The following is a 15602-nucleotide window of genomic DNA, read 5'->3' on the forward strand; positions in this document are numbered from 1 at the left end:
TCAAAATCATGGCCAAAGTCATCGCGGAAATGTCCATCGAGTCGGTCAGGCTTGAGCTCCCCGACGTCAAAACCATCCGGCTCCTATGGCCGCCCGATTATGATCCGGGCGAGTTCAAGACGGGCCAGTTCATCACGGTGGCCTGGCCCCACAAGCCGAGGTATCGGAGGGCGTATTCCCTGAGTTCCTGCGCGCTCGACCGCGGATTTTATGAGGTGACGGTCAAGCGTGACGGGAAAATGGGGACGAGCGTGGTGGACTGGGCCGAAGCAGGGGACCGCATGGTGGTCATTCCGCCTGCGGGGCGGTTCCTTCCGGTCTTTGATCCTCCGGGCCGCCACTTGATTTGCGTCGCTGGCGGGTCAGGTGTCACGCCGTTCCGGGGCTTTGTGCGTGAGGCCACCACCCGCGACTTCGACACCCGCATCACCGTGCTGTACACGGTCCGGACCACCAAGGACATCATCTTTGCCGACGAGTTCCGCGATCTGGAGGCCCGAAATTCCCGGTTCCAATTTCATGTCACCTGCACCCGGCTTTCGCCGGAGGATCCCTGGCCGGGGCGACGGGGGCGCATCACGCCCGAATGGGTGCGCAGTTTTGTGGACGATCCGGCGACCACGGTGTTCTACGCCTGCGGCACCAACGACATGGTGGAGGCCGTCGAGCATCTGGTGACCGGAGACCTGGGGCTGCCAAAGGACCAGATGAAGACCGAAAAGTGGGGTTGACGGAGTTCAGGAATCCCGGTCGTCCAATGATGCCGCTGCGTCGCACCCCCCTGTTTGCGGTCCACCAACGCCTTGGGGCGCGTCTCGTGGAATTCGGTGGCTGGGAGATGCCTGTGCACTACTCCGGGATTGTGGACGAGCACCACTGTGTCCGACGCGCGGCGGGACTCTTCGACATTTCGCACATGGGGGAGGTATTTGTGGAGGGCGGAGCCTCCGAAACGTTCCTCAACGGGATCCTGGCCAACGACCTCCGAAAACTGGCGGTGGGCCAGGGACAGTACACGCACCTTTGCAACGAACGGGGAGGTACTGTGGACGACCTCTACGCCTACAGGATCGGTCCGGAGCGATACCTGCTCATCCTCAATGCCTCGAGAATAGACGTCGATGTCGCCTGGATCGTGGCCCGATGGGAATCCTTTCCGGATCGGGGTCGTGTGGTCGTGGATCCGGCGTCCGACCGTTTCGGCGCGCTGGCAATCCAGGGGCCGCGGGTGGTTCAATTTATTGAGCAGGTGTTCGAGGGAGCGTCCACAGCAGGGATGACTGCCGGCCGGGTCACCGACCTCCGCAAGAACGATGTGAGTGGCTGGACGTTTGGTGGCGTCGAGGTCTGGGTGGCGCGGACCGGGTACACGGGTGAAGATGGCTTCGAGGTGGTGGCTCCGGCGACGGTGATGGAACCTCTATGGACGCACGTGCTCGCCGTGGGTCACGTCGGCTGTCTCCAACCGTGCGGCCTTGGGGCGCGGGACACGCTTCGCACCGAGGTGTGTTATCCGTTGTATGGGCATGAGCTCGATGAGGACACGACGCCCATCGAGGCGGGGTTGGGCGTCTTTGTCTCGTTCGACAAGGGGGACTTCGTCGGGCGTCCCGTCCTCTGGAAGCAGAAGTCGGAGGGGGTCGCGAAGCGGTGCATCGCTTTTCGAATGACCGGCAAATCCGCCCCGCCCCGCCCCGGATACGCGATCCATGCCGGTGATGTCCCCATTGGCACGGTGGTGAGCGGCACCCAGAGTCCGACGCTGGGTGTCGGGATCGGTTTGGGGTACGTGCCTTCGGATCTTGCGACGCCCGGCACCCGGGTCGGAGTGGACATCCGCGGCCGGTGCTTTCCTGCCGAGGTGGTGCGCAAGCCGTTTTACCGCAAAACATGATCCCGATTCCCTCCAACCAATATTGCGCTAGGAATTCTCCATGAGCTCCCAAGTTCCCAACGACCTTCGGTACGCCAAATCCCACGAATGGGTTCGAGTCCGGGGCGACATCGCCACCGTGGGCATCACCGACCATGCCCAGCACGAGTTGACCGATATTGTCTTCGTCGAGCTTCCCCATGTCGGGCGTCGCCTCGCGGCCGGTGAAGCCTGCGCGGTCGTCGAGTCTGTCAAGACGGCAAGCGACATCTACGCTCCGGTTTCCGGCGAGGTCCTGGAGGTCAACACCGCGCTTGCCGACAACCCCGGGCTGGTCAATGCGTCCCCGTTTGGCGACGGCTGGTTTTTTCAAGTCCGACTGTCCGCGGCTCCGGAGGTGGAGGGCTTGCTGACCCCGGAGGCCTATCGGGCGCAGATTGGCGTGTGACCGTGTCGCGTTACGGTCCGCGTCCGCGCTGAAACCGTTGTTGCTCGCGTTGATTGACGGCCCGGAGATCAGCCTGCGCCTCCTTCAGGCGCTCCTCCACCTGCTGGATGAAGGGTCGGCAGCTCGAAACGAGGGCGCCGGATGCGGAGACGGTCTCCTGCTCTGCGTGGTCGTCGGTCACCACGAGCACGTCCCCGAATTCGCGGAGCCGGAAGGTTGCCCGCTCGATCAGATCGTCGGCGGTCCGCCCCCGGGCGGAATAGAGCACCTCCAGGTCCCGGCCGGAATCCGGGGCGGGGGTCCCCGGCGGGGCGCCCTGTCCGTCAAAGATTACGGTGATCGGCGTGTGGGACGCGTCGCAATAGATCCTCAGCTTCTGGAGGAGCGCATCCCGGGCGGCCGCGGAGTGTCGGGGGCGCCCCGGGGCCAGCTCCGGCCAACGGTGCAGCAGGCTGTAGCCATCAATGAGGATGCGGATCAGCATGGGGACGGCGATGAATTCCCCCGGTTTGGGTTGTACCGACGGGTGGCGGGCGGAAGCGCGTGTGATGGAATCAGCTGGAAGCCGGGCGGGCGGCGCACCGTTTGCAGACGCCAAAGAACTCAAGGCGGTGGGTGATCTGGGCGAAGCCGTGTCGTCGGGCGAGTGCCTGCTCCAGTTCGGTCGGGAAGCAATCCTCGACCTCGATGATGAGGGTGCAGGCGGTGCAGACCAGATGGTGGTGGTGGCCGTCATCGCCCTCGGGGACGAGTTCAAACCGGGCGGTTCCGTCGCCGAGGTCGAACCGGCGGACCATTCCCATCGTCTCCAGGGTGTGCAGGTTGCGGTAGACGGTGGCCAGGTCGCATCCGCGCTTTCCAAGGGCGGCATGGATTTCCCGGTTGGAAAGGGGGTGCTGGTGGCGGCGCAGGACTTCGAGGATGGCCTGGCGCGGTCCGGTCACCTTGCGGTCGTGCCGGCGCAGCGCCGCGGTGAGATCGCCAAGGGGCGGCGGGATCAGGCGATGCTGATGCGCATGGGGCGGACAGGGATCCTTCATGGGCAGGCCGGCCGGGGCGGCCGGATGGCGCCCGGGCGCCGGGCGGCGGCGAGCGTGATCAGAAACAGGCTGACGCAGGTCAGGACGATGGTGGGACCGCAGGGCAGGTCGAGCTGGTAGCTGAGCAGGACACCGCCTACGGCGCCGAGGAGGCCGGTGAGGATGCTCAGCACGATCTGCTGGCGGAGGTTGCCGGCCAGATTCCTTGCCGTCGCGGGTGGAATGACCAGGAGGGAGGTCACCAGAATGATGCCGAGCAGGCGGATGCTCATCGCCACAACGAGCGTCAGCACCACCACAAACATCAGATTCAGGCGCCGTACGGGGATCCCGGTCACGTGCGCCAGTTCCTCGTGGACGGTCAGCAAGCTCAGCGGGCTCAGTCCAAAAAACAGCAGGCCGATCACCGTGGTTCCCAAGACCGCGGCAAGGCCGACGTCGCCGGAACCCACGCTGAGGATGTCCCCGAACAGATACCGGTGGAGCTCCCCCCGAAACCCCCGAAGCAGGCTGAACCCCACCACCCCGGCGGCCATGAAGGCCGACATCAGCAGGGCCATGATCGTGTCGTTCATGAGCTCGGTGTGCTCGCGCAGCCAGAGGATCAGCAGGGCGACGATGAGGCTGATGCCGGCCATGGGCCAGGAGGGCTCCCAGCCCAGGGCAAGGCCGGCGGCGACACCGGCGAGGGCGGCGTGGGCCACGGTGTCGCTGAAGAAGGCCATTCGGCGTGCAGTGACGAACACGCCGAGCAGCCCGCAGAGGGGCCCGAGGAGCAGGGCGGTCAACAACGCCCGCTGCATGAACGGCTCAGTCCACATTGCCGATGCTGCTTTCGCCCCCGCTGGTGTTCCGAGGAAGGCCTGTCACCCCGGCGCGACTCATCGGGAAACCTCCGGAGGCGCGTGGTGGTGGTGATACGGGGTCACGTGGATGCCGTAAGCCTGGCGAAGGGAATCCGCGTTCATCACCTCCTCCGGGGTGCCCTCGCAACAGATGACGCCGTTCAGCGCGAAGACCCGGGTGGCATGCCGGTACACCATGGACAGGTCGTGGGACACCAGCAACACGGTGAGCTGCTGGCGCTCATGGATGCGGCGGATCAGCTCGTAGAACGACTGTTCGCCCGGAGTGTCCACACCGGCGGTGGGTTCGTCGAGCAGGAGCAACTCGGGTTTGCCGAGCAGGCTGAAGGCGATGAGCACCCTCTGGAGCTGGCCCCCGCTGAGCGCGGCGACCGGGCGGTCCAGCAGCGGTTCGAGGGACAGATCGGGGAGGGCATCGAGCAACTGCCGGTCGAGATGGCGCCGCGACCGCCAGAACCAGTGGCGCGTGGACGGCAGTTTGAGCGCCAGAAATTCGCGAACGCTGAGGATGAAACTGCGCTCGGGCGTCAGGCGCTGGGGCACGTAGCCCACGCGGCACAGGGTCCGGGGTGTGACCGGGTCTCCAAAGAGCCGGAGGATGCCCGAGTCGGGCTTCTGCAGTCCCAGCAGGCATCGGAGCAGGGTGGTCTTGCCGCAGCCGTTGGGACCGATCATCGCGACGAGCTGGCCGGCGGGCACCCGGAGGGAGACGCCACGCAACACGGGAACATCACCAAGGGTGACGTGCAGATCCTGGACCTCGAGGGCGGCACCCGCGCGGTGGAACTGGATGTCCGTCATGGCGGGCCGAGGGTCGAGAGGATCACCCGGGCGTTGGCGCGCATCCCGTCCTCGTAGCTCGATGGCGCGAGCCGCCCGGTTTCGAGGGTATCGAGGGCTGCGACCCGGATCCCCAGGTCGCGCGCCAGTTGCCGGGCAAGGCGTGCGTCAAACTGGGGTTCGGTGAAGATCGCCCCCACGCGGCGCTCCCGGATCACCCGGGAGAGGTCGGCCAGGTAACGGGGGGACGGCGAGGTGCCCGGGACCTCCTCAATCACGCCCACCAAGTCCAGTCCGAACCGGCGGCAGAAGTAGGGAAACGCATCGTGGAAGGTCACCAGCTGGCGCCGGGTCAATGCGGCCAGTGTCGCCTGCACCTCCCGTTCGAGCGTGTCCAGCCGCGTGACATATCGGGAGGCATTGCGTTCAAACTCCGGTGCGCGCTGGGGATCCGCCTCCCGCAGCGCGCGCAACAGGTTGGTGACGGCATGACGGGCAAACCAGGGGTCCAGCCAGAGGTGCGGATTTGCGGGTCCCTGATGGAGGTGCGGTTCGGACGAATCGCCGAGGTGAATTGCCGGCACCTCATGAATCAGGAGCGCTTCCGGAACGCCGGCCGCCACCTCCACGACCTTCTTGGCCGCCGTTGGATCCTCGACGGCAATGGTGCGGGCGAACCACGATTCCAGTCCCAGGCCGTTGAGCAGGATGATGTCGGCCGAACGGATCTTTCGCAGGTCGCGCGGCCGGAACTGGTAGTCGTGTGGCCCGACATCTGCCGGAAGGAGGTTCTCCACCTCCGCCGCATCACCGGCCACATTCGCCGCCCATGAGTAAAGCGGGGCAATCGAGGTCAGGATGCGGAGGCGCCGCGCCTCGGCGGCCGATCCGGTCAGGAGCCCCCCCAACAAGAATGCCGACAGCAGCAGCAGGGTGAATCGCAACCGGATCATCGGGGCAGCGTGACTGCCAGTGGATCGTTTTGCAAATGAACGGCAACGGGGATTCAACGAAAAGGCCCGCCGGTGCGCGGCGGGCCTTCGGAGTGATGGGAGGCTACTTCATCAGCAGCATCTGGCGGGCGCGCTTGATGGCGGTGGCCAGGCGGCGCTGGTAGGCCGCCGGGAGTCCCGTGTACTTCCGCGGCAGGATCCTGCCGTTCTCGGTGACATACTGGCGCAGGAGCGCCACGTTCTTGAAGTCAATGGCGTCAATGGTGAAGTCCACCTTGGGTTTGACCCGGGGCGTGCGGGTTGTCGAACGGCGCTTGGACTTCGAGTCGTCGAGCTTGGTCTTGCGGGGCATGGCTTACTTGATTTCTCGGTGGAGGGTGTGTCGCCGGAGGGCGGGATTATACTTTCGCTTCTCCACCTTGTCGGTCTGGAGCTTTTTGTTCCGGCTCGTCTGGTAACGGCTGGGCGACTTGCCCTCCTTGCGGGCCTCCGTGCATTCAATGGTGACAATTTCTCGCGGCATGACAGCTCACTCCTTTTCCTTGGCAACCGGACGCTCCTCGGCGTCGTCGTCTGAATCGTCGGACTCCGAGGCGGCCCCCGTCTCGACACTGCCAAGCTGGCCGAGGCGGCGCTGTTTCAGGGCGCCCTCCTTTTCAAGCTGCGCCTGGGCCTCCACCGTGAATCGGGCCCACGGGATGGCGTCGAGCCGGGCCCGGGGAATCGCCTTGCCGGTCAGCTCGCAAATGCCGTAGGTGGATTTCTCGATGCGCTTCAAGGCCTCCTCGATCTCGTACAGGGCGTCCTGGTCGGAGGAGAGCAGGCTGAGCGCGAAGTCCCGGTCAAAATTGTCGGTTCCGGAGTCGCCCATGTGGAGGCTGTAGCTCTCCATCTCGCTTTGGGACTCCTTGGCGAGGCCGCTCATCTGGTCCCGCAGGCGCGCGTGCAGGTCGAGAAGGTTTTGGTAGTACTTCTGCCACTCAGGCTTGATCCGGGCGATCGGGGTCCACTGGGCCGCACCGCCCTTGGACTGGCTCGCCAGCGGCCTGCCGAGGATGGAGGCCGCGCTGGTGATGCGGGTCGCCTTGGGACGTGCGGGCTCGGTTGCCGGCGACTTGGCACGGCTGCCGGATTTCGGGCTGGCTCCTTTTTTGACGCTCACGGGCGAGTTCCCAGGTTGAACAAATCAAGATCTCAGGATTGATCTCCGCCCCAAAATCCGGACGGAATTGGAACGAAGGCCGCGCAACGTATCAAGCAGGACCGACTTGGCCACAAAAATCTCGGAAAATTGTTATGAGAGGAGTCTCTCAACGATCGGAAGGAGCCCCGGATGGGCGCAAGATTGCGGCCGCGAGGGGGATGCGCGCGGCCCGGCGCCCGACGCGTGTCAGTTCGTGCGTTTTGGGCTCGTCGTCCGGGAGTGTCCTGACGCGTCCCGGCACACTCCCCTTTCGGAACGGGCTGTTTCCCGGGGCCAGGGATCGCGGGAACACCGGCATCCACCTTGCAGCACCGGGGGAGCATCATGAATTTCGACAAGTTTACCCTCAAGGCCCAGGAGGCCGTGGCGGCCGCGCAACAACTGGCGGTCGAGCGGTCCCATCAGCAGATGGATGGCGAGCACTTGATGCTGGCCCTGTCCCGCCAGACGGAAAGCCTGATCCCCCAGTTGCTGCAAAAGATCGGGGTCACCCTGCCGCGATTGGAATCCGATCTCGCCGCCGAGTTGGGACGGCGGGCCCGCGTCTCCGGCGGCGGGCCCGTCTACCCGTCGTCTGAACTGCAGCAGGTGCTGGTCGCCGCGGCCCAGGAGGCCACCCGTCTGAAGGACGACTTCGTCTCGACCGAGCATCTGCTCCTGGCCTTGATGGAAAAGGGACCTGCCTCGCTCAAGGGAATTCTGACCCGGAACGGAGTGCAGCGCGATGCCGTGATGAAGGCGCTGGTGGAACTTCGCGGCAATCAGCGGGTCACCGATCCCCAGCCCGAGGCCAAGTTCCAGGCGCTTGAAAAGTACGGGCGCGACCTCACCGCCCTGGCGCGGCAGGGCCGGATTGACCCGGTCATTGGTCGCGATGACGAGATCCGTCGCGTGATGCAGGTCTTGACCCGCCGGACCAAGAACAACCCGGTGCTCATCGGGGAACCCGGAGTTGGCAAGACGGCGCTCGTTGAGGGACTCGCCCGGCGCATCATCAACGGGGACGTGCCTGAGTCGCTGAAAAACAAGCGGGTGATCGCGATGGACCTCGGCGCCATGATCGCAGGCGCCAAGTTTCGCGGGGAGTTTGAAGAGCGGCTGAAGGCGTTCCTGAAGGAGGTCACCGCCAGCGAGGGGGCCATCATCCTGTTCATTGACGAGCTGCATACGATCGTGGGTGCGGGCCAGGCCGAGGGGTCCGGCGATGCCGCCAACATGCTCAAGCCGCAACTCGCCCGCGGGGAACTCCGCGCCATCGGTGCCACCACGCTCGACGAGTACCGGAAGCACATCGAGAAGGACCCGGCCCTTGAGCGGCGTTTTCAGCCGGTCTACGTGGGGGAACCGTCCGTCGAGAACACCATTGCCATCCTCCGCGGCCTCAAGGAGCGGTACGAAACCCATCACGCCGTCCGGATCCAGGACAGCGCGCTGGTGGCCGCCGCCACGCTTTCGCAACGCTACATCGCCGACCGCTTCCTCCCGGACAAGGCGGTGGATCTTGTGGATGAGGCCGCGTCGCGGCTGCGGATGGAGCTGGACTCCAAGCCGACCGCCATAGACCAGCTGGATCGCCAGGTGATGCAACTGGAGATCGAACGGACGGCTCTGGCCAAGGAGCGCGACGAGGTGGCGCGGGAAAGCCTCAGACGGCTCGAGGGGGACCTGGCCAATCTCCAGGAGCGGCAGCGCCAGCTCAATGCACAGTGGCAGAACGAGAAAGCGGCGCTGGATGCCGTCAGCGTCGTGAACGCGCAGATTGAGATGGCCAAGGCGGATCTGGAGAAGGCCGAGCGGGGCGGCGACCTGTCGGCCGCCGCCGCCTTGAAGCACGGTCGTCTGCCCGAGCTGCAGCGAAAGCTCATTGCCGCCGAGCAGGCCATGAAGGACCTCCCGGGCGGCGAGCGGTTGCTGTCGCAGGAGGTCACGGACGAGGACATTGCCCGGGTGGTTGCCAGCTGGACCGGGGTCCCGGTCACCCGCCTGCTGGAGGGGGAGCGTGAGAAACTGGTGAAGATGGAGTCGCGCCTTGGCGAACGGGTCATCGGCCAGCCGGCCGCCGTGAAGGCGGTGTCGCACGCCGTGCGCCGGGCCCGCTCGGGCCTTCAGGACCCCAATCGTCCGGTCGGTTCCTTCATCTTCCTCGGGCCCACCGGCGTTGGGAAAACCGAGCTGGCGAGGGCGCTCGCCGAGTTCCTCTTCGACGATGATCACGCGATGATTCGCATTGACATGTCGGAGTACATGGAGAAGCACACGGTGTCCCGGCTCATCGGGGCGCCTCCGGGTTATGTCGGTTACGATGAAGGCGGCCAGTTGAGCGAAGCGGTCCGCCGCCGACCCTACTCGGTGGTGCTGCTCGACGAGGTGGAGAAGGCGCATCCGGACGTGTTCAACGTGCTCCTTCAGGTGCTCGATGACGGCCGGCTCACCGACGGCCAGGGCCGCACCGTGGACTTCAAGAACACGATCGTGATCATGACCTCCAACATCGGCTCCCCGATCATCCAGGAATATTTCATGGATGGCCGTTCCACCGTCGGGGCGCGGACCGCCATGGAGGACAAGGTCCGCGCGGAGCTGCGCCGGCACTTTCGCCCCGAGTTCCTGAACCGCGTGGACGAGGTGATCATCTTCAACAGCCTCGACGAGGCGGAACTCGCCCGGATCGTGGACCTTCAGCTCCGGGGTGTGGACCGCCGGCTCCGGGAGCAGCAGATCACCCTCATGGTGGACGATCGTGCCAGGGCCCACCTGGCCCGGGAGGGATTTGATCCGCAGTTCGGCGCGCGGCCGTTGAAGCGGGCCATCCAGGAGCACCTGGTGGATCCGCTTGCGGAGCGCATCCTGGGAGGGGAGGTCAAGCCCGGGGACACGGTCCGGGTCGAGGGCTCCCGTGAAGGCCCGCTGCGGTTTTCGTTGGACGCCCGGCAGGGCGCGTAAGTTCCGGGCCGGATCGCCGGTGCGAACTGCGGCTTGCTGCCGGGTCCGCCGCCGATACGCTTCGCCGGACATGGGCACCTGGTTCCGATGGCTTGCGCTGACGGCGGCGGCACTCTCGGGGATCCCCGCGAATGCCGCCGGTCTGCCGTCGGCGCTGGAGACCGCGGCGGGAACGGTCCGATCGGTGGGCCCCGAGGGCCGGGGTCATGAGGCCGCGGCGGCGGCGTGGTCCGTGCTGGCCGGGGCGCCCGTCGCCGCGGTGCCCGGGCTGCTGGCGGCCATGGACGGCGCCAATGACTACGCGCTGAACTGGCTGCGATCTGCGGTGGAAACTGTCGTGCAGCGTGGGGCGGCTTCCGGGCAGGTCGTCGCCCTTGCGGACTTGGAAGCCTTTGTCGGTGACACCGGCCACCATCCGCGGGCCCGGCGCATGGCGTTCGAACTCCTGCAGGGGCAGGATCCCGTCCGGGCCAGCGTGTTGCTGGACCAGTTCCTCAATGATCCGGGCACGGAGATGCGTCGGGATGCCGTTGCCCGGCTCGCCGGCCGTGCGGCGGCGCTGGCGGAGTCCGGAGACACCGCGGGTGCGGTGGCGTCCTTCCGCCGTGCCCTGGCAGCCGCCCGGGAGGCGGATCAGGTGGATGAACTGGCGCAGAAGCTCCGGGGATTGGGTGAACCGGTGGACCTCCGGGAGACCTTTGGCTGGGTGACCCGATGGAAGGTGATCGGGCCCTTCGACAACTCCGGCGGTGGCGGGTTTTCCAGCAGCTTCCCTCCGGAGGAATCGGTGGACCTTGCCGCAGAACACGGCGGCAAGGGTGTGAGGGTCCGCTGGCAGGATTACGAGACCCTCGATGAATATGGGCTCGTGGATTTCAACCGGCCCCTGTCGCCCTTGAAGGAGGTCACGGGGTATGCGTGGACGGAATTCTGGTCGGAAACCGGGCGGCCCGCCCAGATCCGGCTCGGTTGCAAGAATGGCTGGAAGGTTTGGGTGAACGGACAGTTCCTGTTCGGGCGCGACGAATATCATCGCGCTGCGGAGATGGACCAGTACCGCCTTCCCTTCGAGCTGCGGCCAGGCCGGAACACGATTCTCGTCAAGTGCTGCCAGAATGAGCAGACCGAGGACTGGACGCGGGAGTGGGAATTCCAGTTGCGCGTGACGGATGCCGAGGGAACGCCGATTCGATCCTCAAAATGATGCCCGAAGTGATGACTACGCGGTGGCGGGTGCTGGTTCCATGGTTGCTGGCCACCGGGCTGCTCGGAGCGGCAGACTGGACTCAGTTTCGGGGGCCGAACGGAGATGGGGTTGCCTCGGGTGCCCGGGTGCCCGAGCGGCTGGATCCGCAGTCCATCCTGTGGACGGCGCCGCTGCCCGGGCGGGGTCTTTCTTCACCACTGATCATCGGTGACCGGATTTTCGTGACGGCCACCAGCGGTGCGAAGCAGGACCGCCTGCATGTGTTGTGTTTCAACCTGGCGGACGGCTCCCTGCGTTGGGAGCGCCAGTTCTGGGCCACCGGGCGGACGATGACCCACGAAAAGATCAGCGGCGCCACGCCATCACCCGCGAGTGACGGGAGGAGAATCTACGCGCTGTTCTCGTCCAACGATTGCGTGGCCCTCGACCTCGACGGCCGGCTGGTCTGGTACCGGGGACTGGGTCGTGACTACCCCAATGCCAGCAATTCGCTGGGCATGTCGTCGTCACTGGTGGTCACCGACGGCGTCGTGATCACCCAGGTGGAGAACGACGCCGAGTCGTTCACCGCGGGTCTGGATGCAGTCACCGGGGTCAACCGCTGGAAACTGGATCGCCCCAAACGGTCCAATTGGACCTCACCCGTTTTGATCACGGACCCGGAAGGACGCATCCGGGTCGCCCTCCAGTCCTTTCAGGGAGTGACCTTGGTGGATCCCAAGACCGGAACCACGGTGGCCAGCTACGCCGAAGGGGCCTCCACGGTACCGTCGTCCACGGTGAGCGGCGGACGTCTGTACGTGCCTTCCCAGGGGCTGACCGTGCTTGAGCTGGCCCCCGACGGAACCGCGTTCCGACAGGTGTGGCGGTCCGGACAACTGCGTCCGGGAACGCCCAGCCCCGTGGTGCTGGACGGTCGCGTGTTCACGCTGAACGACGGTGGCATTTTGACCTGTGCTGACGCGACCGATGGGCGCCGGCTCTGGCAGTTGCGGCTTCAGGGCCCTTTCAGCGCGACCCCCGTGGCAGCCGGCGGCCGGCTCTATTGCGTCAACGAAAACGGTGTGGTCCAAGTGGTGGATCCCGCCCGGGTCTCGGACCCCGAAGCGCCCGAGGCCGCCCAGATCGGGACCTTGGACCTCGGGCAGTCGATTATTGGAACACCATCCATCGCGGCGGACTCTCTCTGGGTGCGCAGTGATGGGCGGCTGTGGCGCATTGGGAGCCCGTCGGCCCTCTGACCGGTGGGCGAACGGCCGTCGGGCACCCGTTCTGCTGCGGCCCTACTGCCGGAGGTTCTCGGGATTGAGACCCAGAAGATCCTTGGGCAGGAAGCGCCCGTCCTTGCGGATCAGCTCGTCGTCGAACCAGACCTCCCCGCCGCCCCATTCGGGTCGCTGGATGAGGACCATGTCCCAGTGGACCGCCGACCGGTTTCCGTTGTCGCAGTCCTCGTAGGCCTGGCCCGGAGTCAGGTGCAGGGATCCGGCGATCTTCTCGTCGAAGAGGATGTCACACATCGGGTTCATGATGTACGGATTGAAACCGAGGCTGAATTCTCCGATGTACCGGGCCCCGGCGTCCGTATCGAGAATCTCATTGAGGCGCTTCGCCTCGGAGCCCGTGGCCCGGACGATCCGGCCGCTGCGGAACTCCAGCCGGATGTTCTCGAAGCGTGTGCCGGCATAGAGGGTGGGCGTATTGAACTGGATGGACCCCTCGACGGACCGGCGGACGGGGCAGGAAAAGACTTCACCATCCGGGATGTTCCGGGTGCCCTCGCAGGGTTTGGCGCCGATGCCCTTGATGCTGAAGCGAAGGTCGGTGCCCGGTCCCTTGATGGCCACCTGGTCGGCACGCTGCATCCGCCGGGTCAGCGGGGCCATGGCCCGGGACATCCGCCGGTAGTCCATGGTGCACACCTCGAAATAGAAATCCTCGAAGGCCTCGGTGCTCATGTTGGCCGCCTGGGCCATTGAGGGCGTGGGCCATCGCAGGACGCACCACCGGGTCTGGTTGACCCTGTGGTTCAAGACGGGACGCAGCGTTTTGGAATACAACCGCAACCGGTCTCCGGGCACATCACTGGATTCGGCGGCATTGTGCGTGCCCCGAACGGCAATGTAGGCCTGCATCCGGCGCATCCGCGACAGTTCGATGTCCCGGACGAGTTTTGCATGCAGCGGTCCGGTGTCCCGCACCGTTTCACGAATGAGCCGGGAATGCCGCACCTCGGCGATGGGAATCGCCCCGACGGCTCGGGCGGCCCGGATCAAGGCCACCCCGATTTCATCCGGCACGTCAATCAGGTCGAGGAGGATTCGATCCCCCTTCTGAAGGGCGCACGAGTAGTTGACGAGCACATCGGCAAGCCGGGCGTATCGAGGGTCAGCCATGTTGTACGCGCGGGAGAGTAGAGCGCTTCCGGCGTCGGGGAACTGGTTTTCCAATTGCGTGCGGGCCCGTCGGGGAGATCCCGGTACGGTCCCGAACCGTTTCGGCCTGGCGGAAACCACGCTCACGGCGCCGGATCTCGGCCCGGAGCAATTCCTCGGCGGACCAGCCCCGGGACTGACATTCGGCCGCCAGGCGAAAAAGTTCGGCGGCAATTTCGGTTCGGGAGGCTGTGGGAAGTCTCCGGTCCGGAGCGTCCATCAGTCCGGCCCTGACCGCCTTCCTCAGCAGCTGCTGGGCACGCATCAGTCCGGGGAGATGCCTTGGAATCCCATCCAATTGGGACGTTCGCTCCCCGGGAGATCCCGCCTTCTCCGCCTGCTTGATGCGTTCCCAGTTCGCCCAGACCTGGTCCACGTCCCGGGCCTGGGTCTCGCCGAACACGTGGGGGTGCCTGCGCACGAGCTTCGTGACCAGCCCGCGACAGATGCTGTCGAAGTCGAAGGAACGCCGCTCACGACCCAGCTGTGCGTGAAAGACGACCTGGAGGAGGAGGTCTCCCAGTTCCTCCGCGAGGTCGGCGTCATCGCCGCACTCGATGGCGTCGAGCAACTCATGGACCTCTTCCACGGCGTGCCAGCGGAGGGACCGGTGGTCCTGCTTCTGGTCCCAGGGGCATCCCCCAGGCCCACGAAGAATGGCCATGATTTCCAGCAGTTGCCGGAGCGGGGGCAGCGACCCGCGCGGGGGTCTTGGCTTCTGCGGGCGGGTTGGCTCCGGGGTGGAAATGGGGTTGCGTGGGGTCATAGAAGCACCAGGTCGTTGCGGTGGACCCACTCGGAGCGGGCGGCGGGGGTCCGGTCGGTCGAGGCCGTGCGAATGAGCCCGCGGGCGAATTCGCGACCGTCGTTGCCGGCGATGCTGACCACGTCGCCCGCCTCGAAGACACCCTCCGCGCGGGTGACCCCGGGCCCCAGCAGACTGCGTCCATTCTCGATCAAGGCCCGGCGAGCGCCATCGTCCACAAAAACGGTGCCCCTTGGCCGCTCGAAAAACGCGATCCACCGTTTCCGGGCGGGCAGGCGGGGGCTGGACGGCAGGAACAGGGTGCCCTCCTCCGCGCCGTCCAAAATGCGGCTCAGGACGTCAAACTGGCGGCCCGAAGCGATCACCATGGGAATTCCGGAGCGGGTGGCGATGCGCGCGGCCTGGATCTTGGTGGTCATACCTCCCACCGCGGTGACACTGTTGGTCCCGGAGGCCATCCGGACGATGGTGTCGTCAATCTGCGTGACGACCGGCAGCACCCGGGCGCCGGGGTGTCCAAAGTCCTCGATCAACCCGGCCACGGTGGTGAGCAGCACCAGAAGGTCTGCGGACATCAAACTGGCGACCAGCGCCGATAGCCGATCGTTGTCGCCAAATTTCAACTCGGTTATCGAAACGGCGTCATTCTCGTTAACGATGGGTAGAATACCGCGACGCAGGAGGGTGATCAGCGTGTTTCTCGCGTTCAGGTGGCGCGTGTGATCGGCAAGGTCGTCATGGGTCAAGAGCACCTGGGCGACCCCGAGATCGTAATGACGGAACAGGGATTCGTACCAGGCCATCAGGCGGGACTGGCCGACCGCGGCACAAGCCTGCAGCTCGTGAATGGCGCCGGGGCGACGGCTGTAACCCATCACGCCCATGCCGGCCCCGACGGCGCCCGAAGTGACCAGAAGGACCTCACAGCCACGGGAGCGCAGTCCGGCCAGTTGGGCGACCAGTTGGGTGATCTGGACGGGATCGAGGCGCTTGCCAGGATCGGTGAGGACCCCGGTGCCGAGTTTGACCACGACCCTTCGGGCGTTTTGGAACCATGGCTTGCGCACGGGAGGGGAAGGATGGCGAT

The 15602-nt window shown here is 65.7% G+C and carries 17 protein-coding genes; 6 read left to right on the plus strand and 11 right to left on the minus strand.

What is annotated here, in order from left to right; genetic code table 11:
* Positions 1-8: 8 nt before the first annotated feature.
* The 3 genes from KF791_02805 to gcvH are packed head-to-tail and all read left to right on the plus strand — an operon-like array spanning position 9 to position 2321.
* On the plus strand, positions 9-731 hold the full coding sequence (locus tag KF791_02805; protein MBX3731506.1) for a hypothetical protein: 723 nt from the start codon (positions 9-11) through the stop codon (positions 729-731).
* Between the two features lie 26 nt (positions 732-757).
* Positions 758-1894, plus strand: a complete 1137-nt coding sequence (gcvT, locus tag KF791_02810; GenBank protein MBX3731507.1) for a glycine cleavage system aminomethyltransferase GcvT — start codon at positions 758-760, stop codon at positions 1892-1894.
* A gap of 40 nt (positions 1895-1934) precedes the next feature.
* Positions 1935-2321, plus strand: coding sequence for a glycine cleavage system protein GcvH (gene gcvH, locus KF791_02815; protein MBX3731508.1), 387 nt, complete (start codon positions 1935-1937; stop codon positions 2319-2321).
* 10 nt (positions 2322-2331) lie between these two features.
* Here gcvH and KF791_02820 read toward each other — a convergent pair whose 3' ends face one another.
* The 8 genes from KF791_02820 to KF791_02855 all read right to left on the minus strand — a co-directional run bounded on the left by KF791_02820 (position 2332) and on the right by KF791_02855 (position 7122).
* Positions 2332-2805: an NYN domain-containing protein gene (locus KF791_02820; GenBank protein ID MBX3731509.1), complete on the minus strand. Its 474-nt coding sequence runs from the start codon at positions 2803-2805 to the stop codon at positions 2332-2334.
* A 70-nt stretch (positions 2806-2875) separates the two neighbouring features.
* Positions 2876-3361, minus strand: a complete 486-nt coding sequence (locus KF791_02825; GenBank protein MBX3731510.1) for a transcriptional repressor — start codon at positions 3359-3361, stop codon at positions 2876-2878.
* The gene (locus tag KF791_02830) at positions 3358-4182 is read right to left on the minus strand and encodes a metal ABC transporter permease (GenBank protein MBX3731511.1); all 825 of its coding nucleotides are present in this window, start codon (positions 4180-4182) and stop codon (positions 3358-3360) included. The genes KF791_02825 and KF791_02830 overlap by 4 nt, the downstream gene beginning before the upstream one ends.
* A gap of 60 nt (positions 4183-4242) precedes the next feature.
* Complete coding sequence (locus KF791_02835) at positions 4243-5028, minus strand: metal ABC transporter ATP-binding protein (GenBank protein ID MBX3731512.1); 786 nt, start codon at positions 5026-5028, stop codon at positions 4243-4245.
* Positions 5025-5960 (minus strand): zinc ABC transporter substrate-binding protein, encoded by a 936-nt coding sequence (locus tag KF791_02840; protein MBX3731513.1) that lies wholly within the window; start codon positions 5958-5960, stop codon positions 5025-5027. Before KF791_02840 ends, KF791_02835 begins: the two co-directional genes overlap by 4 nt.
* A gap of 103 nt (positions 5961-6063) precedes the next feature.
* On the minus strand, positions 6064-6312 hold the full coding sequence (gene rpsR, locus KF791_02845; protein ID MBX3731514.1) for a 30S ribosomal protein S18: 249 nt from the start codon (positions 6310-6312) through the stop codon (positions 6064-6066).
* Between the two features lie 3 nt (positions 6313-6315).
* A complete protein-coding gene (rpmG, locus tag KF791_02850; GenBank protein MBX3731515.1) occupies positions 6316-6483 on the minus strand; it encodes a 50S ribosomal protein L33 in 168 nt (55 codons plus the stop codon).
* Positions 6484-6489: 6 nt separating this feature from the next.
* Positions 6490-7122, minus strand: a complete 633-nt coding sequence (locus tag KF791_02855; protein MBX3731516.1) for a TraR/DksA C4-type zinc finger protein — start codon at positions 7120-7122, stop codon at positions 6490-6492.
* Positions 7123-7488: 366 nt separating this feature from the next.
* Between KF791_02855 and clpB the strand changes: the two genes are divergently transcribed.
* The 3 genes from clpB to KF791_02870 all read left to right on the plus strand — a co-directional run bounded on the left by clpB (position 7489) and on the right by KF791_02870 (position 12555).
* The gene (gene clpB, locus KF791_02860) at positions 7489-10107 is read left to right on the plus strand and encodes an ATP-dependent chaperone ClpB (protein MBX3731517.1); all 2619 of its coding nucleotides are present in this window, start codon (positions 7489-7491) and stop codon (positions 10105-10107) included.
* A gap of 97 nt (positions 10108-10204) precedes the next feature.
* Positions 10205-11311 (plus strand): hypothetical protein, encoded by a 1107-nt coding sequence (locus KF791_02865; GenBank protein ID MBX3731518.1) that lies wholly within the window; start codon positions 10205-10207, stop codon positions 11309-11311.
* Between the two features lie 11 nt (positions 11312-11322).
* Positions 11323-12555: a PQQ-binding-like beta-propeller repeat protein gene (locus KF791_02870; GenBank protein MBX3731519.1), complete on the plus strand. Its 1233-nt coding sequence runs from the start codon at positions 11323-11325 to the stop codon at positions 12553-12555.
* A 42-nt stretch (positions 12556-12597) separates the two neighbouring features.
* Here KF791_02870 and KF791_02875 read toward each other — a convergent pair whose 3' ends face one another.
* The 3 genes from KF791_02875 to proB are packed head-to-tail and all read right to left on the minus strand — an operon-like array spanning position 12598 to position 15582.
* The gene (locus tag KF791_02875) at positions 12598-13710 is read right to left on the minus strand and encodes an aminopeptidase (GenBank protein MBX3731520.1); all 1113 of its coding nucleotides are present in this window, start codon (positions 13708-13710) and stop codon (positions 12598-12600) included.
* Positions 13703-14515 (minus strand): MazG family protein, encoded by an 813-nt coding sequence (locus KF791_02880; GenBank protein MBX3731521.1) that lies wholly within the window; start codon positions 14513-14515, stop codon positions 13703-13705. The genes KF791_02875 and KF791_02880 overlap by 8 nt, the downstream gene beginning before the upstream one ends.
* The gene (gene proB / locus KF791_02885; GenBank protein ID MBX3731522.1) at positions 14512-15582 is read right to left on the minus strand and encodes a glutamate 5-kinase; all 1071 of its coding nucleotides are present in this window, start codon (positions 15580-15582) and stop codon (positions 14512-14514) included. The genes KF791_02880 and proB overlap by 4 nt, the downstream gene beginning before the upstream one ends.
* Positions 15583-15602: the final 20 nt, after the last annotated feature.

It is taken from the genome of Verrucomicrobiia bacterium (assembly GCA_019634635.1).
In the GTDB taxonomy this organism is placed as follows: Bacteria; Verrucomicrobiota; Verrucomicrobiia; order Limisphaerales; family UBA9464; genus UBA9464.